At 64.8% G+C, this 26,979-nt stretch carries 24 protein-coding genes; 11 read left to right on the plus strand and 13 right to left on the minus strand.

Annotation, left to right across the window (positions count from 1 at the left end; all coding sequences use genetic code 11):
• Positions 1 to 27: 27 nt before the first annotated feature.
• The 8 genes from HU230_RS23070 to HU230_RS23105 all read right to left on the minus strand — a co-directional run bounded on the left by HU230_RS23070 (position 28) and on the right by HU230_RS23105 (position 7,101).
• A complete protein-coding gene (locus HU230_RS23070) occupies positions 28 to 1,086 on the minus strand; it encodes a hypothetical protein (protein WP_176529716.1) in 1,059 nt (352 codons plus the stop codon).
• A gap of 169 nt (positions 1,087 to 1,255) precedes the next feature.
• Entirely contained in the window at positions 1,256 to 2,425 is a 1,170-nt protein-coding gene (locus tag HU230_RS23075; RefSeq protein WP_176529715.1) for a mandelate racemase/muconate lactonizing enzyme family protein, read from the minus strand.
• Between the two features lie 141 nt (positions 2,426 to 2,566).
• Positions 2,567 to 2,827, minus strand: coding sequence for a DUF3297 family protein (locus HU230_RS23080; protein ID WP_092116110.1), 261 nt, complete (start codon positions 2,825 to 2,827; stop codon positions 2,567 to 2,569).
• On the minus strand, positions 2,824 to 3,300 hold the full coding sequence (locus HU230_RS23085; protein WP_176529714.1) for a glutathione peroxidase: 477 nt from the start codon (positions 3,298 to 3,300) through the stop codon (positions 2,824 to 2,826). The genes HU230_RS23080 and HU230_RS23085 overlap by 4 nt, the downstream gene beginning before the upstream one ends.
• A 1-nt stretch (position 3,301) precedes the next feature.
• Positions 3,302 to 4,693 carry an amidase family protein gene (locus tag HU230_RS23090; RefSeq protein WP_176529713.1) on the minus strand — a complete coding sequence of 464 codons (1,392 nt, stop codon included), beginning with the start codon at positions 4,691 to 4,693 and terminating at the stop codon, positions 3,302 to 3,304.
• Positions 4,694 to 4,765: 72 nt separating this feature from the next.
• Positions 4,766 to 5,332 carry a c-type cytochrome gene (locus HU230_RS23095; protein ID WP_176529712.1) on the minus strand — a complete coding sequence of 189 codons (567 nt, stop codon included), beginning with the start codon at positions 5,330 to 5,332 and terminating at the stop codon, positions 4,766 to 4,768.
• Between the two features lie 72 nt (positions 5,333 to 5,404).
• Positions 5,405 to 6,661: a PQQ-dependent sugar dehydrogenase gene (locus tag HU230_RS23100; RefSeq protein WP_176529711.1), complete on the minus strand. Its 1,257-nt coding sequence runs from the start codon at positions 6,659 to 6,661 to the stop codon at positions 5,405 to 5,407.
• A 182-nt stretch (positions 6,662 to 6,843) separates the two neighbouring features.
• Complete coding sequence (locus HU230_RS23105) at positions 6,844 to 7,101, minus strand: DUF6894 family protein (protein ID WP_176529710.1); 258 nt, start codon at positions 7,099 to 7,101, stop codon at positions 6,844 to 6,846.
• A gap of 325 nt (positions 7,102 to 7,426) precedes the next feature.
• Here HU230_RS23105 and pqqA point away from each other — a divergent pair, with 325 nt between their 5' ends.
• The 6 genes from pqqA to pip all read left to right on the plus strand — a co-directional run bounded on the left by pqqA (position 7,427) and on the right by pip (position 11,882).
• On the plus strand, positions 7,427 to 7,507 hold the full coding sequence (pqqA, locus tag HU230_RS23110) for a pyrroloquinoline quinone precursor peptide PqqA (protein WP_035635412.1): 81 nt from the start codon (positions 7,427 to 7,429) through the stop codon (positions 7,505 to 7,507).
• Positions 7,508 to 7,668: 161 nt separating this feature from the next.
• Positions 7,669 to 8,598: a pyrroloquinoline quinone biosynthesis protein PqqB gene (gene pqqB, locus HU230_RS23115; protein WP_176529709.1), complete on the plus strand. Its 930-nt coding sequence runs from the start codon at positions 7,669 to 7,671 to the stop codon at positions 8,596 to 8,598.
• A 20-nt stretch (positions 8,599 to 8,618) separates the two neighbouring features.
• On the plus strand, positions 8,619 to 9,374 hold the full coding sequence (gene pqqC / locus HU230_RS23120) for a pyrroloquinoline-quinone synthase PqqC (RefSeq protein ID WP_176534908.1): 756 nt from the start codon (positions 8,619 to 8,621) through the stop codon (positions 9,372 to 9,374).
• 18 nt (positions 9,375 to 9,392) lie between these two features.
• Positions 9,393 to 9,701: a pyrroloquinoline quinone biosynthesis peptide chaperone PqqD gene (pqqD, locus tag HU230_RS23125; protein WP_176529708.1), complete on the plus strand. Its 309-nt coding sequence runs from the start codon at positions 9,393 to 9,395 to the stop codon at positions 9,699 to 9,701.
• Positions 9,698 to 10,918 (plus strand): pyrroloquinoline quinone biosynthesis protein PqqE, encoded by a 1,221-nt coding sequence (pqqE, locus tag HU230_RS23130; RefSeq protein ID WP_176529707.1) that lies wholly within the window; start codon positions 9,698 to 9,700, stop codon positions 10,916 to 10,918. The genes pqqD and pqqE overlap by 4 nt, the downstream gene beginning before the upstream one ends.
• Positions 10,908 to 11,882 (plus strand): prolyl aminopeptidase, encoded by a 975-nt coding sequence (gene pip / locus HU230_RS23135; RefSeq protein WP_176529706.1) that lies wholly within the window; start codon positions 10,908 to 10,910, stop codon positions 11,880 to 11,882. The genes pqqE and pip overlap by 11 nt, the downstream gene beginning before the upstream one ends.
• Before the next feature lie 79 nt (positions 11,883 to 11,961).
• On the opposite strand, the gene HU230_RS23140 is transcribed toward pip, so the two are convergent.
• On the minus strand, positions 11,962 to 12,972 hold the full coding sequence (locus HU230_RS23140; RefSeq protein WP_092116131.1) for an Lnb N-terminal periplasmic domain-containing protein: 1,011 nt from the start codon (positions 12,970 to 12,972) through the stop codon (positions 11,962 to 11,964).
• A 194-nt stretch (positions 12,973 to 13,166) separates the two neighbouring features.
• Between HU230_RS23140 and HU230_RS23145 the strand changes: the two genes are divergently transcribed.
• Entirely contained in the window at positions 13,167 to 14,522 is a 1,356-nt protein-coding gene (locus HU230_RS23145; RefSeq protein ID WP_176529705.1) for a metal-dependent hydrolase family protein, read from the plus strand.
• A gap of 169 nt (positions 14,523 to 14,691) precedes the next feature.
• Here the strand turns inward: HU230_RS23145 and HU230_RS23150 are convergent, their stop codons facing one another.
• Genes HU230_RS23150 through HU230_RS23160 form a run of 3 tightly spaced genes read right to left on the minus strand, consistent with a single transcriptional unit; the run spans position 14,692 to position 19,796 of the window.
• Positions 14,692 to 15,885, minus strand: coding sequence for a DUF1501 domain-containing protein (locus tag HU230_RS23150; protein ID WP_176529704.1), 1,194 nt, complete (start codon positions 15,883 to 15,885; stop codon positions 14,692 to 14,694).
• A gap of 15 nt (positions 15,886 to 15,900) precedes the next feature.
• The gene (locus tag HU230_RS23155; protein WP_420840797.1) at positions 15,901 to 17,445 is read right to left on the minus strand and encodes a DUF1800 domain-containing protein; all 1,545 of its coding nucleotides are present in this window, start codon (positions 17,443 to 17,445) and stop codon (positions 15,901 to 15,903) included.
• A 35-nt stretch (positions 17,446 to 17,480) separates the two neighbouring features.
• On the minus strand, positions 17,481 to 19,796 hold the full coding sequence (locus HU230_RS23160; protein ID WP_176529703.1) for a caspase family protein: 2,316 nt from the start codon (positions 19,794 to 19,796) through the stop codon (positions 17,481 to 17,483).
• A 195-nt stretch (positions 19,797 to 19,991) separates the two neighbouring features.
• On the opposite strand from HU230_RS23160, the gene HU230_RS23165 reads away from it, so the two are divergent.
• The 4 genes from HU230_RS23165 (at position 19,992) to HU230_RS23180 (ending at position 25,651) form a co-directional block, all read left to right on the plus strand.
• Positions 19,992 to 20,663, plus strand: a complete 672-nt coding sequence (locus HU230_RS23165) for a DUF4286 family protein (RefSeq protein WP_176529702.1) — start codon at positions 19,992 to 19,994, stop codon at positions 20,661 to 20,663.
• 319 nt (positions 20,664 to 20,982) lie between these two features.
• Positions 20,983 to 22,782 (plus strand): FAD-dependent oxidoreductase, encoded by a 1,800-nt coding sequence (locus tag HU230_RS23170; protein ID WP_176529701.1) that lies wholly within the window; start codon positions 20,983 to 20,985, stop codon positions 22,780 to 22,782.
• Complete coding sequence (locus tag HU230_RS23175; protein ID WP_176529700.1) at positions 22,752 to 24,599, plus strand: 2-oxoacid:acceptor oxidoreductase subunit alpha; 1,848 nt, start codon at positions 22,752 to 22,754, stop codon at positions 24,597 to 24,599. Before HU230_RS23170 ends, HU230_RS23175 begins: the two co-directional genes overlap by 31 nt.
• On the plus strand, positions 24,596 to 25,651 hold the full coding sequence (locus HU230_RS23180) for a 2-oxoacid:ferredoxin oxidoreductase subunit beta (protein ID WP_176529699.1): 1,056 nt from the start codon (positions 24,596 to 24,598) through the stop codon (positions 25,649 to 25,651). The genes HU230_RS23175 and HU230_RS23180 overlap by 4 nt, the downstream gene beginning before the upstream one ends.
• A gap of 113 nt (positions 25,652 to 25,764) precedes the next feature.
• Here the strand turns inward: HU230_RS23180 and HU230_RS23185 are convergent, their stop codons facing one another.
• A complete protein-coding gene (locus tag HU230_RS23185) occupies positions 25,765 to 26,955 on the minus strand; it encodes an ABC transporter substrate-binding protein (RefSeq protein WP_176529698.1) in 1,191 nt (396 codons plus the stop codon).
• Positions 26,956 to 26,979: the final 24 nt, after the last annotated feature.

Here is a 26,979-nt window from a genome sequence, read left to right on the forward strand (position 1 = left end):
TCAATTGTCGTCATGCCCGGGCCGGCGTCACGCGGCAGACCGCGGACGCAGCCCCGCCGGCAGATGCGCCTCGAGCCAGGCGGCGATCGCACGCTCGTTGCGATGGTAGAGCAGGCCTGCGGCGATCACGGCAATTCCGATCAGCGACAGCGAGAACGGAAACCACAGCGAGTCCTTGAAGACGACGTCGGCGAGATGTCCGAGATAGATGCAGATGCCGAACGCGCCGAACACCGCATAGGCGCGCCGCATCAGGATCACCGCCACCGCGACGAGACCGATATTGAGCAGGCAATAGACCGCTTTCGAGAGTTCGGTTGATCCTTCGGATGCAGTAATGCCGCCCCAGAACGCCATCAGGCCGAACAGGTGCAGCCAGAACGCAAAGTCACCGTTGCGGCTGCGATAGTCGACGATCCAGGCCACCGCGAGGACGGCCAATCCGAACCACACCGACACCCGGCGCCGTGTCTCGAAGTCGGCATAATTCGTGCCGCTGAACCACGGCGCCAGATCCATCGACATGAACCACAGCGCGAACGCGATGATCGCGACGATGAAGGCGAAGCGAAAGTAGCGCAGCGCGACGATGCCGGCGGCAACGGTCGCGATCTCCATGAAGATCCAGCTGCCCTTCACCCAGATGTAGAAATCCTGAACGGTTCCCGGCTTGCCGAACTTGCCCCACCAGCCGAGTTCGTCCTGGATACCGTAGACCGCAAGCGGCGCCATCGAGACCGCGATCGCGATCAGCAAGCCGCCGGGAACCCGCAGATCCTTACCGTACCAGAGGTGGTGACCGGCCACGGCGAAAGCGGTGGCGTAGGCGATCGCACACGCGGTGAGCGCCCGCCCGCCCATCTGGGTGAATGCCAGGGTCGAGAACAGGCCCATGGCGCCGATCACGATCAGCGCGCCGGCGTACCAGAGCACATGGGCGGCATCGAACCTGGCCGCCGGACTTGCGTCGCCCGCCGCGCCCTGCCCGTCATGGCTCGCCAGGAAGGCGAGCAACCGGTCCAAATCAGCCGCGCTGATCACCCCGGCATCGGCGGCGTCCCGGAGATTCTTCGCTGAATATGGCATGCGGTGATCCTCATGGCAGGTTCCGCGCCTCTCCGGGGGAATCCGCGGAAAGACGCCTCTCCCGCATAAGTATATCGGAGTGTGAGCAACGTTCAATAATTTATTGAGCGACGCTCAAAATATTTTGCAAGCGGACTCAAGCCTGCCGGGCTGGCCGGATGGGCACCGGCTACGCCGCCAGCGCCTTCATTTCCGCATAGAGGTCGGATTTGCCCTCGAAGCCGATGCCGGGAAGGTCGGGCATGACGATGTGCCCATTCTCGACGCGCACGCCGTCCGGGAAGCCGCCATAGGGCTGGAACAGGTCGGGGTAGCTCTCATTGCCGCCGAGGCCGAGGCCGGCCGCGATGTTGAGCGACATCTGGTGGCCGCCATGCGGGATGCAGCGGCTCGGCGACCAGCCATGGGTCTTCAGCACCTCAAGCGTCCGCTGATATTCGCAGAGCCCGTAGGACAGCGCGCAGTCGAATTGCAGCCAGTCGCGGTCCGGCCGCATGCCGCCGTAGCGGATCAGGTTGCGCGCATCCTGATGGCTGAACAGGTTCTCGCCGGTCGCCATCGGGCCCGGGTAGAACTCGGCCAGCGCGGCCTGCAACGCATAATCGAGCGGATCGCCGGCCTCCTCGTACCAGAACAGCGGATACTCCCGCAGCATCTTGGCGTAGGCGATCGCGGTCTCCAGATCGAAGCGGCCGTTGGCGTCGACCGCGAGCTGCGCGTCGCGGCCGATCTCCTTCAGCACCGCCTCGATGCGCTCGCGGTCCTCGGCGAGCGGTGCGCCGCCGATCTTCATCTTCACGACGTTGTAGCCGCGGTCGAGATAGCCGCGCATCTCCTTGCGCAGCGCGCCGAGATCCTTGCCCGGATAGTAATAGCCGCCGGCGGCATAGACGAACACGCGCGGATTGGCTGATAGCCCGTGGCGCTCGGCGAGCAGCCGGAATAGCGGCTTGCCCGCGATCTTCGCCACCGCGTCCCACACCGCCATGTCGATGGTGCCGACCGCAACCGAACGCTCGCCATGGCCGCCCGGCTTCTCGTTCGACATCAGCGTCGACCAGACCTTGTCCGGATCGAGATTGGCGCCAGAGGCATCGAGCAGCGATTTCGGATCGGCCTTGAGCAGCCGCGGCGCAAAGCGCTCGCGGATCAGCCCGCCCTGCCCGTAGCGGCCGTTGGAATTGAAGCCGTAGCCAACCACCCGCTTGCCGTCGCGCACCACGTCGGTGACCACGGCGACCAGGCTCGTGGTCATCTTGGTGAAGTCGATATAGGCGTTACGGATCGGCGAGGAGATCGGTTTTGTCACCTCGCGGACGTCGACGATGCGGACGGACATGGTGCTGTCGCTCTCTGTGTTGGGTGCCCGCTTCTCTCCTCATCGTCATTGCGAGGAGCGAAGCGACGAAGCAATCCAGTTCTCAACAAGCGGAGGAATGGATTGCTTCGCTTCGCTCGCAATGACGGTGGAGGAAGCGCCTCAGGACTTCGCCTTGTCCCGGAAATACGGCTCGACGGGCCCGTGCACCTTGATGGTCAGCGGATTGCCGTAACGGTCCTTGGCGTTGCCGGCGGTGACCCGCACCCAGCCTTCGCTGATGCAGTACTCCTCGACATTGGTCTTCTCGGCACCCTTGAACCGGATGCCGACATCGCGCGAAAGAATCTCCGCGTTGTAGTACGGGCTGTTCGGATCGACCGAGAGGCGGTCGGGAAATTGGTCGTTGGTGTCGTCGCTCATAGCAGCGCCTCGATTTCCTTCTTCAATCCTTCGGGCCGGGCGGTCGGCGCATGCCGCGCCACGACCTTGCCGGCGCGATCGACCAGGAACTTGGTGAAGTTCCATTTGATCGCCGGCCCGAGCAGGCCCGACTTCTCACGTTTCAGATGCTCGTACAATGGATGCGCACCTGAGCCATTGACGTCGATCTTGGCGAACATCGGAAACGTCACGGCGTAGTTGGTCTCGCAGAACGCGGCGATCTGCGCGGCCGTCCCCGGCTCCTGTGCGCCGAACTGGTTGCAGGGAAAACCGAGCACGGCAAAGCCGCGCGCCGAGAGACCCGCGTGCAGCTCCTGCAGGCCCTTGTACTGCGGCGTGAACCCGCAGGCGCTCGCCGTGTTCACGATCAGCAGCACCTGCCCCTCGAACCGCTGCAGCGGCACCTCGTCGCCTGTGAGCGATTTTGCGGTGAAATCGTAAACGGTCGCCATTTTAAATCACCGGATCGATCGGCGACGACGGCGTGCCGCCGGCTTCCACCGCCTCACCCGCGGCAAGACAGAGGTCCTCGCGGTAGCGGCCGGCGACCAGCTGCACGCCGACCGGAATCCGCCCGACGAGTCCAGTGGAGACGACGAGCCCCGGCAACCCCATGAAGGGGATCGCGATCTGCGGCAGCTGCGCGTGCCACACCCGCGTGAACGACGCCTCGTCCTTGCGGTCGAGATGATCGGGGAACGGCAGCTCGCCGGAGACCGGCATCAGCAGCACCGGATATTTATCGAGGAAGGCAAACCATTCGCGGGTCAAGGTCGCGCGGCGGGTCAGCGCCTGCGACAGGTCGAACGGATGCACCCTGGCGCGGACGCCGCGCAGGCAGGCCAGCGCGCCGGGATCGCCCTCGCGTTCGGCAAACGCAAGCTGGGCCTCGTAGCCGTCGCCGAGCCAGAGCCTGGTCTGAATCTCGGCCGCCTCGCGCAGGGACGGCGTGTCGGCGATCTCCTCGACGATCCAGCCGGCCTCTCGCAATCGCTTGCCGGCATCGGCCACCGCGGCGACCACTTCCGGCACCGGGTTGAGGCCATCGGGATTGAGGCACATCGCAACACGCTTCTCGCGCGGCGGCCCCTCGAGCGGCACCGGCGCGTACCAGGGATCGCGATAGTCCGGCGCCGACATCGCGGCGAGCGAAATGCGCAGATCGTTGACGGTGCGCGCCAGCGGGCCCGAGACCGCGCTGATCTGCGGGCCGATCGGACGCTCCGGCAAGGCCGCGTTGAAGGCGGGGATGCGGCCCATGCTCGGCCGCAGGCCATGCACGCCGCAGGCATAGGCCGGATAGCGGACCGAGCCCGCGATATCGGTGCCATGCGCAATGTGGCCGATGCCGGCCGCGACCGCGGAGCCCGCGCCGCCCGACGAGCCGCCCGGCGTGATGCCGGGATCGCGCGGGTTCTTGGTGTCGCCGTGAATGAGATTGGTGGTGAACCAGCGATAGGAGACCGCCGGGCAATTGGTGCGGCCGAGCAGCACCGCGCCGGCCTTGCGCAGATTGGCCACCACCGGATTGTCAACCTTGGCGATCAGGTCGCGCTGCGCCTTCAGCCCGTTGGTGGTGGCGTAGCCCTCCTGGTCGACATTGACCTTGATGGTAACAGGCACGCCGGCCAGCGGCCCGACTGCCTCGCCGCGCGCAATTGCCGCATCGATTTTTGCGGCCTGCGCCAGCACGTCGTCCGGCCGGTGATCGACCACCGCGTTGATCGTCGGGTTCACCGCGTCGAGCCGGGCGAGCCCGGCCTCGGCCGCCTCCTTCGCTGACACCTTCTTGGATTTGATGAGGGAGGCGAGTTCAGCCGCCGACAGACGCCAAATATCCTGCATGAGACACTCCGTATGACGCAGGCGTTTTAGCCCCACACGAAGAGCAAGGCCAGCGGCCGGCCGCCTGATGTTTCAGCGGACATGCGCGATGTAATAGGCAAGGTCGCCGATCTGCTCCTTGGTGACCGTCTGCATCACGTCCGCCATGGTGGCGTCGTAGCCGTGGCGGCTGTTGTCCTTGTATTCGGCCAGCGTCTTGGCGAGGTAATCCTCGCGCTGGTTGGCGATCCGGGGGACGTTGTCCTTGCCCGAAAAATCGGTGTTGTGGCAGCTGTTGCAGCGGTTCTGCTGCGCCAGCGCCTGGCCACGCGCCATCCGCGCCGGATCGCCGGCATCCGCGGGCGGCACAGGCTTCGGCAAGGTGGCGATGAAATCCGAGAAGCTGCGCAAATCGTCGTCGGTCATCGACTTCGCCATCTCGTTCATCGGGTCGAATACCCTGAGCTTCTCGCGGAACATGAAGAGCTGGATCAGCGCATAGGGCGCCTGCTGGCCGCCGAGCGAGGGCGTGTTCTCGGTTTCCGACGTGCCATGCTCGCCATGGCAGGCAAAGCACGCGACTGTGCGCTCCTGGATGGTCTCGGCATTTGCGGAGAAGCTGAGAGCGGCCAGCGCCGCGGCGATTGCGAGCTTACGCATCGGTCCATCCTTACGTGCAGTTCAAAAGAAAATCGGGGGCAGCAGACGCTGCCCCCGATCTCTGGTTTCAGCTTACTGGTTCGCGACCTTCGGCTTGCCGTAGCTGACGCGATAGACCGCGCCGTTCCAGTCGTCGGAGACGAGCAGCGAGCCATCCTTCAGCAGCATCACGTCGACCGGGCGGCCGACATATTTGTTGTCCTCGAGGAAGCCGGTCAGGAACGGCTCCATCGACTTCACCGTGCCGTCCTTGTTCAGCTTGACGACGACGACGTCACCACCCTGCTTCTGCGACTTGTTCCAGGAGCCATGGCGCGCGACGAAGATCGCGTTCTTGTAGCTCTTCGGGAACTGGCTTCCGGTGTAGAAGCGCATGCCGAGCGAGGCGGTGTGCGGACCCATCAGGCCGACCGGCGGCGTGTAGTCCTTGCAGTTCTTGCCCCAGCCGAGCTCCTGGTCGATGATGTTGCCCTGGTAGCAGTAAGGCGCGCCGAAATCCTCGCCCGCCTTGGTGACGCGGTTGAGCTCGTCTTCCGGCACCGTCTCCGACAGCCAGTCGCGGCCGTTGTCGGTGAAGTACATCTGCTTGGTCTCGGGATTCCAGTCGAAGCCGACCGAGTTGCGCACGCCGAGCGCGTAGACCTCGGCGCCGGAGCCATCGAGATTCATGCGGCGGATCTGGCCGTGGTCGGCGTCGTGCAGCACGTTGTTGCCGGGCTGGCCGACCGGGACATAGAGCTTGTTGTCGGGGCCGATGGCGATGAACTTCCAGCCATGCGCCTCGTCCTTCGGCAGCTTGTCGTAGATGACGGTCGGCTTCGGCGGATTGTCCAGATTGTCCTCGATCTTGTCGATCTTGGAGACCTTCGACAGTTCGGCGATGTAGAGCGTGCCGTCCTTGAAGGCGACGCCGTTCGGACGGTAGAGGCCGGAGGCGATCACCTTGACCGAGCGCTTGCCGTCCTTGTTGACGATCGCATAGACCTTGTCGACGAGCCGGCTGCCGACGAACACGGTGCCCTTGTCGCCAAGCGCCAGCGAGCGCGCATTGGCCATGCCGGCGGCATAGACCTCGACATTGAAGCCGGCCGGCACCTTGAGCTTGGCGAGCGGCAGCTTGTCGGGCGCGGACGGCAGCGGCGGCGGCGCCACCGGCGCGAGCTTGGCGGCGGCTTCATTGTCCGGACGCCCGATCATGGGCGAGCCCGGCGGCAGCGGCTGGGCGGCCGGCGCGGCCGCCGGCTGTTGCGCCGCAGCGGAGAGCGTGAACGCCCCCAGCATGGCCCCGGCGAGCAGCAGGCTGCGCGGTGCGAACGAGTGTTTTTTCATGATGATCTCCCCTGGGTGGAAGCCGTTGTTGATTGCGCCATTGACGTCGGCCGGCGCGGTTCGGCTTTCCGTTCATAGTCTTGCGAATTTGTCCGGACAATTGCAATCGGAAACATGCTGACATCGGCCAACGCATGGTTGTGGCCACGCGACCGTGTCGGTGTGCTCTGTGGCGGTGTCGCTCAGTGCTTTGTCATCGAGCGGTCCGGGCGATCGAGAATCGCCTCGGTGAATGGAAACTCCAGCACGATCTCGCCCTCGTCGTCGGTCACCTCGATCACCGCGTTGAGGAGCGCACCGTCGGTCCCCTCGGTCTTGAGCAGTTCGCGAATCATCGCCCGCGCCATCTCCCACGCACGATCCGGATCCCGCAGAATTTCACCATCGGGGTCGGAGATCAGCTCATCGCCGATACGGGTATTGAAGAAATAGCGTGGCATCGGCAGAACTCGGCTCGGTTAGTTGCTTCCCGTCACCGGGAAGCACGGAATCGTCATCAGGACCTTCGGAGGACCGCGTGGCCCCTGTCTCTTAGTCCAAGATCACTGTTCACCGTGTGGCGAACAACAGGAAAAAGGTCTGATCCCACCGGGTTTTGACCGGAAGTGCGTGCACAAATTTGTGAGGGGACCGGATTCGCTTCCCGCAGTGCAGCATGCGCTTCTGCAGTGCCGCTTGCCAAAAATTTAAGTGGCGAACTTTTCCAACCGCAGTAGTTTAACTTGCAGGGCGGAAAGTTCGTCCGGTTGCAACAAGGAGAGCCTAATGGCCTGGAAAGCACCGAAGATCGTCGAAGTGTCGGTCGGCATGGAAATCAACATGTATATGTGCGCCACCCGCAAGTAAGCGGCAGCGCCCTATACACGTTTAGCGTTTTAGCGCAGGTGGACATCCGGGCGTAACGCGCTCCCGAGCATGGGAGTGTGTTCCAAAGCCGGGGTCCACCTCGTAACGTTTCTGGGTCCGGGTTTTTCGGATCCGAGTTAAACGTCTCCAGGGGACGGATCATGCTTCGTGTCGTCGTCCTGGGTGCCGCGGCGGGTGGCGGCGTTCCGCAGTGGAACTGCGGATGTGCCGTCTGCAGGACGGCGCGCAGCGACCATCCGGAATTGCAGAGCACGCAAGCCTCGATCGCCGTCAGCGGCGATGGCGCGCACTGGTTCCTGGTCAACGCGTCCCCTGATCTCCGTCAACAGTTGATCGCCACGCCGGAGCTGCATCCGAAGCACGGCGCCTTGCGCCACAGCCCGATCGCCGGCGTCATCCTCACCAATGGCGAGATCGATGCGGTCGCCGGGCTGTTGTCGATGCGCGAGGGCTCGCCGTTTGCGATCTACGCGCATGAGCGGGTGCTGGCGATCCTGCGCGCGAACAGCATCTTCAACGTACTAAGCGAGAAGAACGTCGCGCGCCGGCCGATCGCTGTCGACCGGGCCTTCGAGCCGGCCCTGCCCGACGGATCGCCGTCCGGGCTCGAGGTGCTGCCGTTCGAGGTTCCCGGCAAGGGTGCGTGGTATCTCGAGGGCAAGGCGCACCCGGCGGGTGCCGACGGTGTCGGCGATACGCTCGGCCTGCGTATTGCGGACAAGCAGAGCGGCAAATACTTCTACTTCCTGGCCGCCTGCGCCCGGGTGACCGACGACCTGAAATCACGGCTCAAGGGCGCGCCCCTGGTGTTCTTCGACGGCACGGTGTGGCGCGACGACGAACTGATCGCGGCGGGGCTTAGCCACAAGACCGGCCAGGGCATGGGACATATCGCGATGTCGGGCGATCAGGGCGCGATCGCGAGCCTCGCCGGGCTCGACATCGGACGGAAAGTGTTTTTGCATATCAACAACTCCAACCCGGCGCTGCTTGGGACTTCGGCCGAACGCAAGGCGGCCGAACAGGCGGGTTGGCAGATTCCCGCCGACGGAACGGAGATCGTGCTGTGAATGTCGTGCCTACCTCTGGAATGACCGCGCTCTCGATCGGCAAGGGCATCACGCTCGATAGCGCCGAGGCGATGGAGGCGACGCTGCGCACGATCGGCGCAACGCGCTATCACAGCCTGCACCCGTTCCACCGCTTGCTGCATGGCGGCAAGCTCAACAAGGGCCAGGTCCAGGCCTGGGCGCTGAACCGCTACTACTACCAGAGCACGATCCCGCTGAAGGACGCGATGGTGATGACGCGCTTTCGCGACCGCATGACGCGGGTCGAGTGGCGCCATCGCATCGAGGACCATGACGGCGATCTCGGCAGTGAGGGCGGCATCGAACGCTGGCTGAAGCTGACCGAAGGCCTCGGCCTCGACACGGCCTATGTCGAGTCCACCGAAGGCATCCTGCCGGCGACGCGCTTCGCCGTGGAAGCCTATGTGCATTTCTGCCGCGACCGCACGCCGCTGGAGGCGATCGCCTCCTCGCTCACCGAATTGTTCGCGCCGAACCTGCACGAGGAGCGCATCTCCGGGATGCTGAAGCACTACGACTTCGTCAACCCCGACATCATGAGCTATTTCAGCCGCCGCCTGACCCAGGCGCCCCGCGACGCCGGCTTCGCGCTCGACTACGTCAAGCAGCATGCCAGGACGCCGGCCGAGCGCGAGGCGGTCTGCAACGCGCTGATCTTCAAGACCAACGTGCTGTGGGTGCAGCTCGACGCGCTCTATCACGCCTATGTCGAGGGCCAGATTCCGCCCGGCGCCTTCGTGCCGAAGACGAGCTAGAGCATAGAGAGACGTAACATGGCCAGCCGCAACATCAGCGTCAGCGAGACCAGCCGGCCGAAACTGCCGCGCCACACCAGGCTGAAATTCGACGAGACGCGGCAGGTCTGGGTGATCCTGGCGCCGGAGCGCGTGCTGGCGCCGGACGAAATCGCGGTCGAGGTGCTGCAGCTCTGCGACGGCGTGCGCAGCGTCGCTGACATGGTGGACCAGCTCGCTGAAAAATACGCCGCGCCACGCGATGCGATCGCGACCGATGTGATCGCGATGTTGCAGGATCTGGCCGACAAGGGCTTTCTCACCGAAGCGCGCGAGAGTACGGCATGAGTGACACGCTCGCCGGTAACAAGACAACGACAGCAGGCCCAACCGACGGGCTCGCGGTGCTCGAGCAAACGCGCTCTGCAGCCGAGACCTACGGCATCCCGCTCGCGGTGCTGCTCGAGATCACCCACCGCTGTCCGCTGCAATGTCCGTATTGCTCGAATCCGGTCGAGCTCGACCGCGGCTCGACCGAGCTCACGTCAGAGGAATGGAAGAAGGTGCTGGGCGAGCTTGCCGAGCTCGGCGTGCTGCAAGTTCATTTCTCCGGCGGCGAGCCGACCGCGCGCAAGGATATCGTCGAGCTGGTGCAGCACGCGACCGATGTCGGGCTCTATTCCAACCTGATCACTTCGGCGGTGCTGCTGACCAGGGACAAGCTGTCGGCGCTTGCCGACGCCGGCCTCAGCCATGTCCAGATCAGCTTCCAGGGCAATGAACCCATGGTTGCCGATCGCGTTGCGGGCCTGAAGGACGCGCACCGCAAGAAGCTCGAAGTCGCGAAATGGACGCGCGAGCTCGACATGCCGCTCACGGTGAATGCCGTGATGCACCGGCAGAACCTGCACCAGCTGTCCGACATCATCCAGATGGCGGTCGACCTTGACGCCGACCGGCTCGAAGTCGCCAACGTGCAGTATTACGGCTGGGCGCTGAAGAACCGCGCCGCACTGATGCCGACGATCGAGCAGATCGAGGAAACCAGCCGCATCGTCGAGGAAGCGCAAGTGCGCCTGAAGGGCACGCTCGCGATCGACTACGTGGTGCCCGATTACTACGCGCTGCGGCCGAAGAAATGCATGGGGGGCTGGGGCCGCCAGTTCTTCAACATCTCGCCGGCCGGAAAGGTGCTGCCGTGCCATGCCGCCGAGAGCATCACCGGGCTGGAATTCGAGTCGGTGCGCTCGAACCATTCGATCGCCTGGATCTGGCAGAACTCGGAGGCCTTCAACCGCTATCGCGGCACCGGCTGGATGCCGGAGCCGTGCAAGAGCTGCGAGTTCCGCGAGATCGACTACGGCGGCTGCCGCTGCCAGGCCTTTGCGCTGACTGGCGATGCCGGCAACACCGACCCGGCCTGCGCGCTGTCGCCGCGGCACGAGGAAATTTTCAAGCAGGCCGAGCAGGAATCCGCCGGCACGCAGAACCGCTTCCTCTACCGCAACTTCGCCGGCGGCACGCTGGAGACCGAAGCCCCCCAGGAAAAAATCAATGGCGCCTGACGCCGATGCCGGCAAGGCCACGAAGCGCGCCGATCCGTTTGCTCCGCTGACGTCGGAATGGCTCGATGTCGGCGATAGCCACGAGCTCCACGTCGAGAGCGTCGGGCGCGAGGGCGGCATCCCCGCGGTCTATCTGCATGGCGGCCCGGGCAGCGGCTGCCAGCCCGATCATCGCCGGCTGTTCGATCCCGAGCGCTTTCACGCCGTGCTGTTCGACCAGCGCGGTTGCGGCCGCAGCCGGCCGAAGGGCAGCCGCGACAACAACACGACGAAGCACCTGATTGCGGACATGGAGAAGATCCGCGAACGCTTCGGCTTCGCGCGCTGGATGGTGGTCGGCGGCTCCTGGGGCGCGACGCTGGCGCTGGCCTATGCGCAAGCCCATCCCGAGCGGGTCAGCGGGCTGGTGCTGCGCGCGACGTTTCTCGGCACCGGCGAAGAGCTGGAGGACGTTTTCCTGCGCGCTTTGCCGCGCTTCTATCCCGGCCTCTCCGAGGACTTCCTCAACTTCCTGCCCGAGGACGAGCGCGCGGCGCCGCTTGCGGCCTATTACCGCCGCATTCTCGATCCTGATATCGCCGTGCATGCGCCGGCCGCACGCGCCTGGCACGACACCGAACGCACGCTGTCGGAGCACACGCCGAAGCAGACGCGGCTCGACCTGACGAAGGCATCAGGCGCCCTGCCCTCGACGCCGTTCATGGAGGCGCATTACTTCGCCAACAACTGCTTCATGCGGCCGCACCAGCTGATGGATGAGGCCGGCAAGCTCGCCGGCATTCCCGGCATTCTGGTGCAGGGCCGCTACGATCTGCTGTGCCCGCCCGCGACATCGCACGCGCTCGCCGCGCGCTGGCCGGACAGCGAGGTCCGCATCATCGATGGCGCCGGCCACATCCTCTACGACCCCGGCATCCGCAACGCAGTGATGAAGGCGATCGCGGATCTGGCGGCAAGACAATGACTGGGCGCGTACACATAAATTGGAGCGCCCGCTCGGCGGTGCGAAAGTAACGCTGCGTCACATCGCGAGCGGCTTTTCATCAACGCGGCGGCAGGGAAGCCCTGATCCGCTCCGAGAAATCGGGCGCGCCGTCGGCTGCCTGTGCGGCTGGATTGATCAGGGAGCGTTGCCGCAATTCATCGAACGGCATGTCCGTGTTGATCCGGCCCGAATGATACAGGTAGCTGTCGATCAGGCCGTTGAGCAGATGACGGATGTCGAACCTCCCCTTGCGTCCCGCGGCATTGGCGTAGCGTACGATGTTGATCGTGCAGCTGTTGGTCAACAGATGATAGAATTCGGGGTGATCGGCGAGCTGGTTGATGCGCTCCAGATAAACCAGCAACAGGCGGCGTGCGTCGTCGGCGGACGAATTGAGGCGATAAAGATAGGTCGGCTCGCTGCGATGGTTGGTCCGCACGCCAACGAGGTCGCGCTCGGTGCCCACTACGTAAATCAACTCGAACTGCTTGAACATCGATGCGATGGGAGCAAAACCTTCGCCGATCTCAGGGCGCGTCTCGATCGAGATGGTCAGCGGCGGCACATTGTCGAACATGAAGCTCAGAAACGTGTGCCCAACTGGCCCTTCCATGAAATAGGAAACGTAGAAATCGATGGCTTTTAGGTGCGACAGCCGCACCTCGCGCTCTTCGTAGCGCACTGTGAAATCGTTGCGCGAACGATAGTCGAAATCGCGCACGCCGGTGAACCGCACGCGGTCGCCGTCGATGAACGCCCGCGGCATCACGGCCACTTCCGGGCGCCAATTGCGATCATGTGACGGGGGAATGGCGATCCACCATCCGACGACGCCGAAAAACAGTACGGCCGCCACTGCGGACATGCTGCGCCGCCGCGACAGCAACAGCGCCCATACCGCAAATAGCGCGAAAGCCGCCGCCAGCACTAGGCGTGCCCAGGCCCACGGCAGGTTGGAATAATAGATAGCCAGCGTGGCCCATGTGACAGACAAGGCCTTCACCACAAAGCCGACGATCGCAATCAGCCGGTCGGCGATTCGAGTCAGAAATCCGACAGGTGCACTCATTGGCGTCCTGGCGTCGGAGCGCGTACGTCGCAGCGGACGGCGCGAGCGTACACGCATTGAACTTCACTTGTTAGACCCGCTCTGGTAGCATTCATGCCTGCGCGACGGTCCACAAATGGCGGCCGTCGAGATGCGATACTGTCACACGCGGCGCTCACGGCATTCTGCTGGATTCCATCCGCGAGGTATCTGCGATGGCTGCCTTATCCCTGCGAGCCTTTCGTGCCACCTTCCCGCTTCTAGCCCTCACTCTGGCGCCCGTGGTCTGCGCCCAGGGCACTCCGCCGGCGCCCATCAGCACGACGTTGTTCGAGAATGTGCGCATATTCGACGGCAAGGGCAGCTCGCTCTCGGCGCCGTCACATGTGCTTGTAAAAGGCAACATCATCGAGCGAATCTCGGCGACGCCGATCACCGCCGAACCTGGTAGCACCGTGATTGCCGGCAACGGGCGGACCCTGATGCCCGGCCTGATCGACAATCATTGGCATGCGATGCTGATCCGGACCAATCCCGTTCAGGCGATGGGCGACGTCGGGTTCAACAACATCGCCGCCGGCGTCGAGGCGACCGACACATTGATGCGGGGCTTCACGACGATCCGCGACCTCGGCGGCCCGACCTTCGGCCTGAAGGACGCCATCGACCAGGGATTGATCGCCGGACCGCGCATCTATCCCTCGGGCGCGATGATCACCGTGACCAGCGGACACGGCGATTTCCGCCAGTTATCCGATTTGCCGCGGACGATCGGCGGCATGCTGACGCGCATGGAACAGGTCGGAGGCAGCATGGTCGCCGACAGTCCAGACGAAGTCCGCGTGCGCGTCCGCGAGCAACTCATGCAGGGCGCTTCCCAGATCAAGCTAACGGCCGGCGGCGGCGTCTCCTCGCCCTTCAGTCCGATCGACGTGTCGACCTTCACGGAGACGGAGCTGCACGCCGCGGTCGAGGCGGCCGAGAACTGGGGGACTTACGTCGCGGTGCATGCATTCACCCCCGCGGCGATCCAACGGTCGATCGCAGCCGGGGTGAAATGCATCGAGCACGGCTTCTTGATGGACGAGGCGACTGCGAAACTGATTGCGGACAAGGGCGTTTGGCTCAGCACGCAGCCGCTCCCCGAAGAAATGCGGACCGGCCTGGCGATGGGATCGGTGCAGCGGGCAAAGGCCGATGAAGTCTGGCCCGGCATTACCAGGACCTATCAACTGGCAAAAAAGTATAAGATCAAGACGGCATGGGGCACCGACGTTCTGTTCTCCGGGGCATTGGCCAAGCGGCAGGGCGCGATCCTCGCTTCACTCACCCGCTGGTACACGCCTGACGAAGCGCTGGTCATGGCGACGTCGACCAACGCCGAATTGCTGGCTTTGTCCGGCAAACGCAATCCGTATCCCGGCAAGCTCGGGGTCGTCGAGCAGGGCGCGCTGGCCGATCTCCTGTTGGTCGACGGCAATCCGCTCGAAAATATCGATTTGGTCGCCGACCCCGCCAAGAACTTCAAGGTCATCATGAAGGACGGCAAAGTCTACAAGAACGAGAGTTGAAGCGGTGGCCACCACTAAGCCGTTCGACGGTCATGTAGCCGCCGATGCACGATTTCTGAATAATATAAAATTGTCGTTGATTTGCCCGACTGTCAAGTTGCCGTATCGAATCCCGGCGATCGACGGCACCTTTGCATGGCGTTGTTTTCGATATTTTGGCAGTGCCTCTTCAAACCAGGTTCAGATCCTTCGGCTTGATGCCGGTGAAGATGCGTTCGAGGCTCGCCTGCTGCAGGCCGTAGACGTGCTGGATCAGGCCGGCGAAGAACGCCTTGTAGTCGGTCAGAACAGGATAATCGCGGTTCTGGAACAGCGTCGCCTGCGCGACCTGGACCTGCTCGCCGGCCATGCGTCCGCCGTTGATGCCGCCGCCCATCACCCAGTACACGCTGCCATGGCCATGATCGGTGCCGCGGTCGCCGTTCTCACGGAAGGTGCGGCCGAATTCGGAGATCACGACCACGACGGTGTCGCGCCACATCGCCGGGCCGATCTCTTCCGAAAAACCGGCCAAGCCCCTGCCCAATTCGCCGAGACGGTCGGCGAGATAGCCGGTCGCCGCGCCCTGGTTGACGTGGGTATCCCAGCCGCCGACGTCGACGAAGCCGAGGTTGAACTGCTCGCGCATCAGCCGGCCGATCCGCCGCGCCGACAGCTCGAAGCCGCGCGGCGATACGGCGCCGCGGTTGGCCGCCATCATCTCCTCGGACACCGACTTGTAGACGTCGTCGCGGACCCGAAAGCCTTCCGACACCGAATTGGCGAGATCGCCCTTGGCATACATCTCCCGGATCAGCCGCGCCTGCCGGTCGTCGACACCCGGCTTGCTGACGCTGGCGATGCCGATGTTCGGGATCTGGTTCTGGCCGCGGAAGATCAGCGGTAATTGGTCGGTGAAGGAGATCGGCTTCACCCGCGTCAGCTCGCTCGCCAGCCGGCTCATGAAGCCGGATCGGTAGTCGCGGCTGCCACCGACGGCCTGACCGAGCTCGATCGTGTCCTGGGTCTCGAAATGGCTGCGCGAGAGGTCGTCGCTGGTGCCGGCAAACGGGACGAACGCAATCTCGCGCTTGGCCCACAGCGGATAGATCGAATCGCGCAAGCTTGGATGCAGCCCCCATCCGGCGTCGAGCGCCAGCGCCGCATTCGGATTGCCGGCGTCGGGCCGGGCGACCGCAAGCGTCGGGCGCGAGGCGTAGTAGAACTCGCTGCCGACGGGCACGACGACATTGGCGGCGTCGTAGGCGCCGCGCAGGAACACCACGAGCAGGCGCGCGTCGGTCGCGGGCGCCGCCCAGACCCTGCCGGCAAGGGTGAGCGAAGCGGAAGCGGCGAAGGCCTTGATCAGTTCGCGGCGGTTCATTGGCGAACCTCCCTTTCAGTGCATGAACTCGGGTGACGACAGAAACAGCGTGTTCCAGTCCTGCGGCGAGACGGCCTGGTCGAGCGCGGCGAGCGTGGTCGGGCTCAGCGTCTGCTTGATGTTGCTGAAGTAGAGCCCGTTCATCACCAGCGGAAACGCCGGCTGGTCGACGGCGTTGGGCTCGTTCGGCTTGAACAGCCCGGCCGATCCCGAGCCGATCGCGCGCGCGATCTCGAAACGCAGCATCATCTGCCCGGGACCGTTCCAGGCCGCCGACAGCATCGAATAACCGTCGGGCGTCTCGTGATTGAACAGGCCCTCGGACAGGCGGTTGAGCCAACCCTGGATCGGCAGCGTGTTGAGCACGACCTTGGTGTCGTAGGCGAGCCGCACCGACGACATCACGTAGAGCATCGGGTCCTTGAACTTGGCGCCGCCCTTCAGGCTCGCGGCAAACTCAGGTGTATGAACCAGCGTCGACATCACGGCCGCGATATCGCCGTCGGTCTTCTGGAAGGTCTGCGCCATCTGCTGCACCAGCGCGGGCGCCGGATTGTCCGACACGAAATAGGTCGCAAGCTGCTTTGCGATGTGCGTCGCGGTCGCGGGATGACGGCAGAGGATATCGAGGGCCTCGTCGACCTCGGCAAGGCCGCGGCCCTTGATCTGATGGCCGAGGAACGTCTTGTCGCCGAAATCGTGGCGCGCCGGATTGAACTCGAACGCGCCCTCGCGGACCAGCTGGGATTGCAGCTCCGGCTTCAGCTTCGGATCCTCCGACTTGAAGTCGATGCCGACGCCGGTGAGGATCCGCGCCAGCGCCTCGACGTCGGCCTGGGTGTAGCCGGAGCCGACGCCCATGGTGTGCAGCTCCATGATCTCGCGGGCGTAGTTCTCGTTGAGGTGGCCGGCGGCGTTGTCGGCATTGTCGAGATAACGCAGCATCACGGGATGATGCAGCGTCGCCGACAGCAGGTTGCGGAACTTGCCGAGCGCGTTGGCGCGGATCGCGCGATCCTCGTAGTCGCCGACCAGCACGCGGACGTTGGCCTTGTACTGGTGGACATTGAAGTGGTTGAACCAGAACCAGGTCAGGCGCTCACGCAATTGATCCGGCGCATAGAGCGCGCGCAGGATGGTGCGGGCCGCAGCCTGCCTGGCGCGGTCGTTCATGGCCTGCTGATAGACCTGTTGCGCCGCCTTGCGCTGCTCCGGATCGGCGACCTGGTTGGCGGATTTGCCCTGCTGGTCGAACGAGGCCGCAATGTCGAACGGGAAGCGATGCGCGTCCGGCATCGCCTCGATCTGCTTTTGGACGGCGGCCGGCAACGCGGCGTTGGCCGGATGCAGCTGCTCCTGCAGCCAGCGTTCGGTGCCGATCTCTTGCAGATGTGCCGCGCTCGAGGCGCTGACGCCCCAGGTCAGGCGGTCGAGCAGCGCGATGTCCTGCGCCGCGAGTTCGGCCGCCCGCGCCGGCTGGTGGCACATCACCAGCCCCGCGATCGTCCCGATCATCAGTTTCGCGACTGTCCGCGCTCCGAGCGTGGCCGTGATGCTCATGTAGGCTGACCTGCCCGGCTCATGGTGTCATGCCCTCAGTGTTTGCATTTGCCGGGAGGGCATGCCGGCGCGGCGCGGGGTGCTGCTGCGGGCCTTGGCGGCGGTGCCGGCCGCGGCGGCGGCGGCGCTGCGCGTTGCGCCTGCACAGCCGGCCGTGGTGGCGGCGGCGCGGCGCGCGGAGCCGGTGCCGGATGCGGCGCAACGGCTGCGGCGCGCGGCGGCGGGGGAGCCGCGCGGGCCGGAGCTGCGGCCCGCGCCGGCGCAGGCCGGGAGACCGGTGCCGGCGACACCGCGGCGTGCGCGGGTGCCGAGCGCGCAGCCGGCGTCTGCCGTGCTGGCGGCGTGCGGCTGGCCGGCGACGGCGCCGTTGCGGGCTTCACGTTTGCGGTCGGTGCGGTCGCAGCATGCGTGAGCGGTTGCTGCGTCCCGGGCTTGCCGGCGGTCGCGGGCGAGGCCGGCGCGTTGGCCACCGGGGCAGCGCCGGGCTTGGTCGGCGGAGCCGGCTGCGCGTTGGCAGGCGCCATGGCTGTCGCGGGCTTGCCTGGTGTCACCGCGTTCGGCTTTGCCCCAGGCTGCGCGGCACCAGGCTGCGCGGCGCCAGGTTGCACGGCGCCCGGCTGCACGGCGCCGTGCTGCTGCGCGGGACTGGCCGGCGCTGTCGCCGACTGCGGTAGCGGCGGTCCATTCTTGGCGCCCGGCAAAGTGTGCGCACCCGGCGCACCCATCGCGTTCGGCGCGGCGGCCGCGTTCGGCACAGCGCCGGGCGCTCCCATGGCCGCGCCCTGTGCCGGCGTCACGCCTTGCGGACCGCCAGGCCGTGCCAGATTGGCGCGCTGCATCGCCGCGGCCGGCAGTTGCGGCGCCGCCGTGACCGGTGCGCCGCCCATTGCCGCCGTCACCCCGGCCGCATGGAGCTGCGCCGGCGTCGGGTTCGGATTGTTGATCACCGTGTTGATCACTGTCGTGTTGTGGATGTTGTTGAACACGATGTTGTTCTGCGGCGGCACGACGTAGGCCGGCGCGGCGACATAGGCCGGCATCGCCACGAAGAACGGCGTCGGCAGCACGAACAGTCCGATCGGCGGCGGCGGCGGCGGCAGCACGACGAAGTCGGGCGGCGGCGGCGGCAGGAAGAACACCGGCGGCGGTGGGGGCGGCGCGAAGTCGAACACCGGATCGCTGTAGTAGAGCACCGGGCGGTCGACATAGACGATCTCGTCGGGCGGCGGCGGCGGCACGTCATAGTCGAGCGCCGTGAATTGCGGCGGCGGCTCCAGCGCGGCCGACAGATAGGCGAGCCGGCGCCTGGCGTCGTATGCATGCGGGCCGCGCGGATAACGCCGCAGATACGACCAATACGCATCGGGCGTATCGGCGTTGTAGGTGCGCCGCCAGGTGATGGCCTCGCGCCGCGCCGCCACGATCGCGCGCACGCGCCTGGCGAGCGGATCGGTCGGATAGGCCTGCAGATAATCCTCGTAGCCTTGCAGCGTGTCGCGCTCCAGCGCGGCGGCATAGGCGTCGTGCGCCGGGAAGTCGCGGATCGGCTTGGTGCGCAGTCCGGCATCGACCTGCTGCGGCGGCGCGTCCGGCTTGCGCTCGAAGAACATGAAGGGCGCGTCGACCTTCTGGGCATTCCACGGGATCTCGGCGCCCTTGGTCATCTCGTTGACGCGCAGGCGAACGCGGTCGAACACCTCGGGCAAGGTCAGGCCGCCGGCGCGAATCATTTCCGCCAGCGCTTGCGCGTAGGGCCCGTAAGGCGGCGCACCGTCGGGGGCGACGGTGCCGGGCGCCGAATTGAAGGCGATCAAGAGCTTCGGATCGGGATCGACCAGCGCAAGGCCGCCGGCCAGCGGCTGGCCGTCCTTGGCGAAGGAATTGCTGCGCGCCGCATCGAGTACGATGACGCCCGCCTTGATCGGCAATGCCGACAGCTGATGGCTGTAGTCGGAGATGCGGATCGCCTCGACCGGCACGTCGGTGTCGCGGGCGATTTTGGCGTCGACCGGCACGAAGTAGTTCTCGCCGGTGAGCTGCACGCCGTAGCCGGCGAGATAGACGAAGGCCACGGCATTAGGCCCCGCGTCCTGTACCTTCTGGATGAAATCGCGGAACGATTTGCGCAGCGTCTCGCTATCGAGATCGCGCGCTCCGACTACGTCGAAGCCTGCGGCCTGCAATGTCTGCGCGATCAGGCCGGCATCGTTTGCGGCAGTCTGCAACGCGCCGGCCTGATAGGCGCCGTTGCCGACCACGAGCGCGAGGCGCTTTTCCTGATCCTGCGCCTGGACGGGAAGCGACGAGAGCGACACCAGACCGACGATCAATGCCCACAGAATGCGCGTCATAGTGGTCGTCCCTTTTCTTCTCGAGAGTTGGCGTTACGGATGGAAAGGCTACTTCCGTGAATGCGCGCTGAACAGGATTGCGGCAATTGTGGCAATCCTTGGTCTGCACGGTCGCGGGCAACCCGGAATCGGCTTCCCGGACGCGCGCTATCAGGCGATATTGCGCAGATAAAACAGGCAAAAAAGGAGCACTCGATGCCAATCGCCGGACAAGGCATGCTGCTGACCTCGATGGATATCGACAGCTTACACGAAGCTGAATTCAACCGCTGGTACGATCGCGAGCATCTCGAAGAACGGGTCGCGATCGACGGATTCCTGGAGGCCCGCCGCTACGTCGCCCATGACGGCAGGCCGAAATATCTCAGCCTCTACTCGACCGCGACCTTCGAGGTGCTTGAGAGCCCCGCCTACCGCAAGGCGCTCGCCAACCAGACCGACTGGTCGAAAGCCAACATCGCGCGCTTCCGGAACATGATCCGCGGGGTCGCGCGCATCACGGTCAGCCGCGGCGTCGGCCGAGGCGCAGCCCTCGGCATCATCCGCCTGCGCCCGCCGGCCGAGGGGGCGGACAGACTCCGCGCTGCATTGCGGGAGCAACTCGATCCGGCCGCGCGCGACGGCATCATCTCGATGCACCTGCTGGAGAACGACCCTGACCTGTCGAAACCGCTGACGCCGGACGCCGGGAAAGCCGATCCCGGTGCCGGCGACTGGTTCGTGCTGATCGACGCCACAGATGTCGGCGCGGTCCCCGCAGCCGCAGCAGGCATCACCGGCAATGCAGCCTTGAAGCCGCTGGTGGTCACCAGCGGCGTCTACCGGCTGTTGTGGGATGTCGCGAAGAGCGATCTTCCGCGCAACTGAAGCGTGGTCCGGAAAAGTGCGAAGCGGTTTTGCCTCGCGACCAACGCGCAGCGCTTGCGCGGAGATCATGCTCGGACAAGCGTGGTATCGCGATGCAGATCATGTTGCACCGCCACATAACGCAAACGAGATTAACGCTAGACGCGCATCAGCCGCGCGAAAGCTGATGATCGGACAATTTAGCCTTTGCCTTCTCTGGAACGGCTCTAATAAGATAACCCTATGATCCAATTCAAAAACCAGAACAACGCCATGTGAGCGTTCGTCGTCAACAATAAGGCCGCGCGGTCAGGCATTTTCGCGCGGGTCAAAGGTAGGAATGAAACCGACTGATATCTCGGCGCCGGATTACTTTCATAAAGTAGTCGATTGCCAATGGGCTTGCCCCGCACACACCCCCGTTCCCGAGTACATCCGGTTGATTGCTGAGGGGCGTTACAGCGACGCCTACATGATCAATTGGAAGTCCAACGTGTTCCCCGGGATTCTCGGGCGCACCTGTGACCGTCCATGCGAGCCGGCGTGCCGCCGCGGGCGGGTCGAGGACACTCCGGTCGCGATCTGCCGCCTGAAGCGCGTCGCCGCCGACTTCAAGGACGACATCAAGCACCGTCTGCCGAAGCCGGGGCCGAAGAACGGCAAGCGCATCGCGCTGGTCGGCGGCGGCCCCGCCTCGCTGACCGTGGCGCGCGATCTCGTCCCGCTCGGCTATCACTGCACCGTGTTCGACGGCGATCCCAAGGCCGGCGGCATGATGCGCAGCCAGATTCCAAAATTCCGCCTGCCCGACAACGTGATCGACGAGGAGACCGACTACGTCCTCAACCTCGGCGTCGAGTTCAAGGGCGGCCAGCGCGTCGACAGCCTGAAGCAGCTGCTCTCCGAGAATTACGACGCGATCTTTGTCGGAAGCGGCGCGCCGCGCGGCCGCGAGCTCGACATTCCCGGCCGCAAGGAGGCCGCCGCCAACATCCATATCGGCATCGAGTGGCTGGCCAACGTGTCGTTCGGCCACGTCGAAAAGATCGGCCGCCGCGTCATCGTGCTCGGCGGCGGCAACACCGCGATGGATTGCTGCCGCACCGCGCGCCGCCTCGGCGGCGAGAGCGTCAAGGTGATCGTCCGCTCCGGCTTCGAGGAAATGAAGGCCTCGCCGTGGGAGAAGGAGGACGCGCTTCACGAGGACATTCCGATCCTCAACTACATGGTGCCGGTGGCATTCAAGCATGTGGCCGGCAAGCTGATTGGCGTCACCTTCCAAAAGGTGAAGGCGGAATACGACGACAAGGGCCGGCGCAATCTGGTGCCCTCGGGCGAGCCGGACGAGACCGTGTCCTGCGACGATGTGCTCGTTGCGGTCGGCCAGGAGAATGCGTTCCCCTGGATCGAAGCCGATTGCGGCATCGAATTCGACAAGTGGCACATGCCGAAGGTCGATCCCAAGACGTTCGTCTCGACCAATCCGAAGGTGTTCTTCGGCGGCGATGCGGCGTTCGGGCCGAAGAACATCATCTGGGCCGTGGCGCACGGCCATGACGCCGCGCTGTCGATCCACCGAATGCTGTCCGGCGAGGACATCAACGAGCGCCCGCTACCCGAGGTGCAGATCTCCTCACAGAAGATGGGCATCCACGAGTGGAGCTACGACAACGACATCTCCGCCGACAAGCGCTTCAAGGTGCCGCATCGCGACAAGGTGATCGCGCTGAAGGACATCCGCGCCGAAGTCGAGCTCGGCTACGACCTCAAGCTCGCGCTCGGCGAAGCGCAGCGCTGCCTGAATTGCGACGTGCAGACGGTGTTCTCCGCGCCGCTCTGCATCGAATGCGACGCCTGCGTCGACATCTGTCCGATGGACTGCATCACCTTCACCGAGAACGGTGAAGAGGATGACGTACGGCAGCGCCTGAAAGCCCCCTCGCCGCATCACGACCAGGCGCTCTACGTCTCCGGCGACCTGAAGACCGGCCGCGTCATGGTGAAAGACGAAGACGTCTGCCTGCATTGCGGGCTGTGTGCCGAGCGCTGCCCGACCGGCGCTTGGGACATGCAGAAGTACCTCATCGATATGGTTCAAGCGGGATCAACATGTCAGTCCAAAGCCCGATCAGCAGCGTAAACGACTTCGTCGTCCGCTTCGCCAACGTCAACGGTTCGGGCTCGGCTTCCGCCAACGAACTGTTCGCGCGCTCGATCCTGCGCCACGGCGTGCCGGTGTCGCCACGCAACATCTTCCCCTCCAACATCCAGGGCCTGCCGACCTGGTATGAAGTGCGCGTCACCGAGGACGGCCATCTCGGCGCCCGCGGCGGCGTCGACATGATGGTGGCGATGAACCCGCAGACCTGGGACAAGGACGTCGCCTCGATCGAGCCCGGCGGCTATCTGTTCTACGATTCCACCAAGCCGATGCCGACGTCGAAATTCCGCGAGGACATCGCGGTCATCGGCGTGCCGCTGACCGCGATCACCAATTCGACCTACACCGATCCCAGGCAGCGCCAGCTGTTCAAGAACATCATCTATCTCGGCGCGCTCTGCGCGCTGCTCGATCTCGACCCCAAGCTGGTCGAGCAGCTGATCGGCGAGCAGTACAAGGGCAAGGAGAAGCTGCTCTCCTCCAACGTCCATGCGCTGCACCTCGGCCGCGACTGGGCGCTGCAAAACCTGAAATGCCCGATCGGGCTCCGGGTGAAGAAGTCCGACAAGGTCGGCGACCGCATCTTCGTGGAAGGCAACAGCGCCGCCGCGCTCGGCGCCGTCTATGGCGGCGCCACCGTGTGCGCCTGGTATCCGATCACGCCGTCGTCGTCGGTGGCGGAAGCCTTCACCAGCCATTGCAAGAAGTATCGTCACGATCCGGAGACCGGCAAGGCGAAATACGCCATCGTGCAGGGCGAGGACGAACTGGCCTCGATCGGCATCGTGATCGGCGCGTCCTGGAACGGGGCGCGGGCCTTCACCGCGACCTCGGGTCCGGGCATCTCGCTGATGACCGAGTTCATCGGCCTGTCCTATTTCGCCGAGATCCCGGCCGTGATCATGAACATCCAGCGCGCCGGCCCCTCGACCGGCATGCCGACCCGCACCCAGCAATGCGACGTGATCGCCTGCGCCTATGCGTCGCACGGCGACACCAAGCATGTGCTGCTGTTCCCGGAAGATCCGGCGGAGGCGTTCGAATTCGCCGCCGCCGCCTTCGATCTCGCCGAGCGGCTGCAAACCACGATCTTCCTGATGCTCGATCTCGACATCGGCATGAATCACCGGCTGTGCCGCCCGCTCAAGTGGGATGACGCCAAGCAATACGACCGCGGCAAGGTGATGACGGCGGAGATGCTCGACGAAGGCCGCGACTTCGGCCGCTATCTCGACGTCGACGGCGACGGCATCCCGTATCGCACCTATCCCGGCACGCATCCGACCAAGGGCTCCTACTTCACCCGCGGCACCTCGCGCGACCGCTATGCGCGCTATTCCGAGGAAGGCGCTGTTTACGCCGACAACATGCAACGCCTGGTGCGCAAGTTCGAGACCGCGCAGGACATGGTGCCGCGGCCGCTGCAGGCCAACGCAGCGAAGCCGACCAAGTACGGCGTGCTCTATTTCGGCTCGACCTCGCCCGCGATGGACGAAGCGATCGGAATCCTGGAAGCGCGCGGCCATCAGCTCGACCGCATGCGCATCCGCGCCTTCCCGTTCCACTCCAGCGTCGCGAGCTTCATCGCCGATCACGACTTCGTCTACGTGGTCGAGCAGAACCGCGACGCGCAACTCCGTCAGCTGATCGTCAACGAAAACGGCATCGATCCCGTGCGACTGGTGCCGATCCTGCACTATGACGGCACGCCGATCACCGCGCGCTTCATCGCCAACGCGATCGGCGACCACCAGGATCATCTCAAGGTGACCCCTCTGCGCAAGGCCGTGACATGACCTACATTGCAAAGCCGAAGTTTCATCATCCCGGCCTGAAGAAGAACGAGCTGGGCTATACCCATCGCGACTACGAGGGGAAGATCTCGACCCTGTGCGCCGGCTGCGGCCACGATTCGATCACCGCCTCGATCATCGAAGCCTGCTACGAGCTCTCGATCGAGCCGCACCGGGTGGCGAAGATCTCCGGCATCGGCTGCTCGTCGAAGACACCGGACTATTTCCTCGGCAACTCGCACGGCTTCAACTCGGTGCACGGCCGCATGCCGTCGGTGCTGACCGGCGCCAATCTCGCCAACCGCGACCTGATCTATCTCGGCGTCTCCGGCGACGGCGATTCGGCCTCGATCGGCTTCGGCCAGTTCGCACATTCGATCCGGCGCGCAGTCAACATGACCTATATCGTCGAGAACAACGGCGTGTACGGCCTGACCAAGGGCCAGTTCTCCGCGACCGCCGACCGCGGCTCGAAGTCGAAGAAGGGCGTCACCAACACCGACAATGCGATCGACCTGGTCGCGATCGCGCTGCAGTTAGGAGCCACCTTCGTGGCGCGCAGCTTCTCCGGCGACAAGACCCAGCTGGTGCCGCTGATCGCGGCTGCGATCCGCCACAAGGGCGCGTCCTTCATCGACGTGATCAGCCCCTGCATCGCCTTCAACAACCACGCCGGCTCGACCAAGAGCTTCGACTATGTCCGTGAGCACAACGACGCGGTGAACCGTCTCGACGTGCTGGTCGGCCGCGATCCTATCAGCGTCGATTACGCGCCCGGCACCGTGCAGGTGGTCGAGCAGCATGACGGCTCGCGGCTCGCGCTGCGCAAGCTCGACGCCGACTACGATCCGCACGATCGGCTCGGAGCACAGACCTTCCTGCAGAAGCACGCGGCCAAGGGCCAGATCGTCACCGGGCTCCTTTACGTCGATCCGGATGCCGAGGACCTGCACACCCATCTCGACACCGTCGAGACGCCGCTCAACACGCTGGACGAACAGGCGCTCTGCCCCGGCTCGGCCGTGCTGGACAAGATCAACGCCAGCCTGCGCTGAGCACGCATTCTCGCCGACACAATGGCGTGAAGGACGTGCAACAAACTCGGTGTCGTCCCTGCCTAGTGCGCAATTGCGCACGGGAGCAGGGACGACAGCGGAGTTGGTGACGGCTACTTGTCGCTCAAGACCTCGCCGAACAGCGCCCAGGACTTGCCGTCGAACCGCGCCATCTGGATCTGGCGGATCGGCGTCACATTGTCGGGCTCGGTCTGCACCTTGATGCCCGGCAGCAGCATCGGCAGTTCGAGCGCCTTCAGATTGGTCGCCTGCTTGATGATGTTGTCACGGCTGTAATCGCCGTTGCAGTTCTTCAGCACCGCCGTCATGACCTGCGCGACGGTGTAGCCCTGCACGTTGAAGAGGTCGCCCGGACTCGCATTCGGCTGATACTTCTTCATCCAGGCCGAGAACTCCTGCTGCGCCGGATCGTCGGCCCAGCGCGGATCGGTCGGGTCCTTCAGATAGAGCCCGGTCACGACGCCGATGACGTTCTCGAGCCCGGCCGGCTCGAGCACTGCGGAGACCGAGTTGGAGACGGTCGGCAGAATGGTGAGCGGCTTCCAGCCCATGCTCGCCGCCTTGCGCAGCGCTTGCGCCGCGAATCTCGGCGTCGCTTCGGCGAAGAACACGTCGGCGCCGGACTCGCGCATCGTCACCATCTGGGAATCGATGGTCGGGTCGGTCGTGAGGTAGGTGGTCTCCGCAACGATCTGGCCGACATGCTCGCCGAGCCCGTCCTTGAAGCCCCTGAGATAGTCCTTGCCAGCGTCTTCGTTCGGCGTGATGACGGCGATCTTCGCGTCCGGCTTGGTCTTCAGAATATACTTCGCATAGAGCCGGCCTTCGAGCTCGTAGGTCGGATTGAAACCGACCGTCCACGGGAACTGCTTCGGATCGTTCCAGCGCGTCGCGCCTGAGGACACGAACAGCTGAGGCACGTGCTTGATGTTCAGATATTTCTGCACCGAGATGTTGGGCGCAGTGCCGACCGCGCTGAAGATCGCGAGCACCTCGTCCTGCTCGACCAGCTTGCGGGTCTGCTCGACGGTCTTCGACGGCGAATAGGCGTCGTCGAGACTCTCGAAATCGATCTTGCGACCGCCGATGCCGCCCTGATCGTTGAGCATCTGGAAATACGCGGCTTCGGCGCGCGCGATCGTGCCGTAGGCGGACGCCGGGCCGCTATAGGGTGCGGTGTTTCCTATTTTGATCGCGGAATCGGCTGCAACGGACGGCGAGATCGACGAGGCTGTGAGCGCGGTGAAGGCGAGAAAGGCCGCCAGGCGGGAGCGAGTTGACAAGAGCGTATCCTTTTCTTGGTTTTC

Origin of the sequence: Bradyrhizobium quebecense (genome assembly GCF_013373795.3) — a bacterium.
Classification (GTDB): domain Bacteria; phylum Pseudomonadota; class Alphaproteobacteria; order Rhizobiales; family Xanthobacteraceae; genus Bradyrhizobium; species Bradyrhizobium quebecense.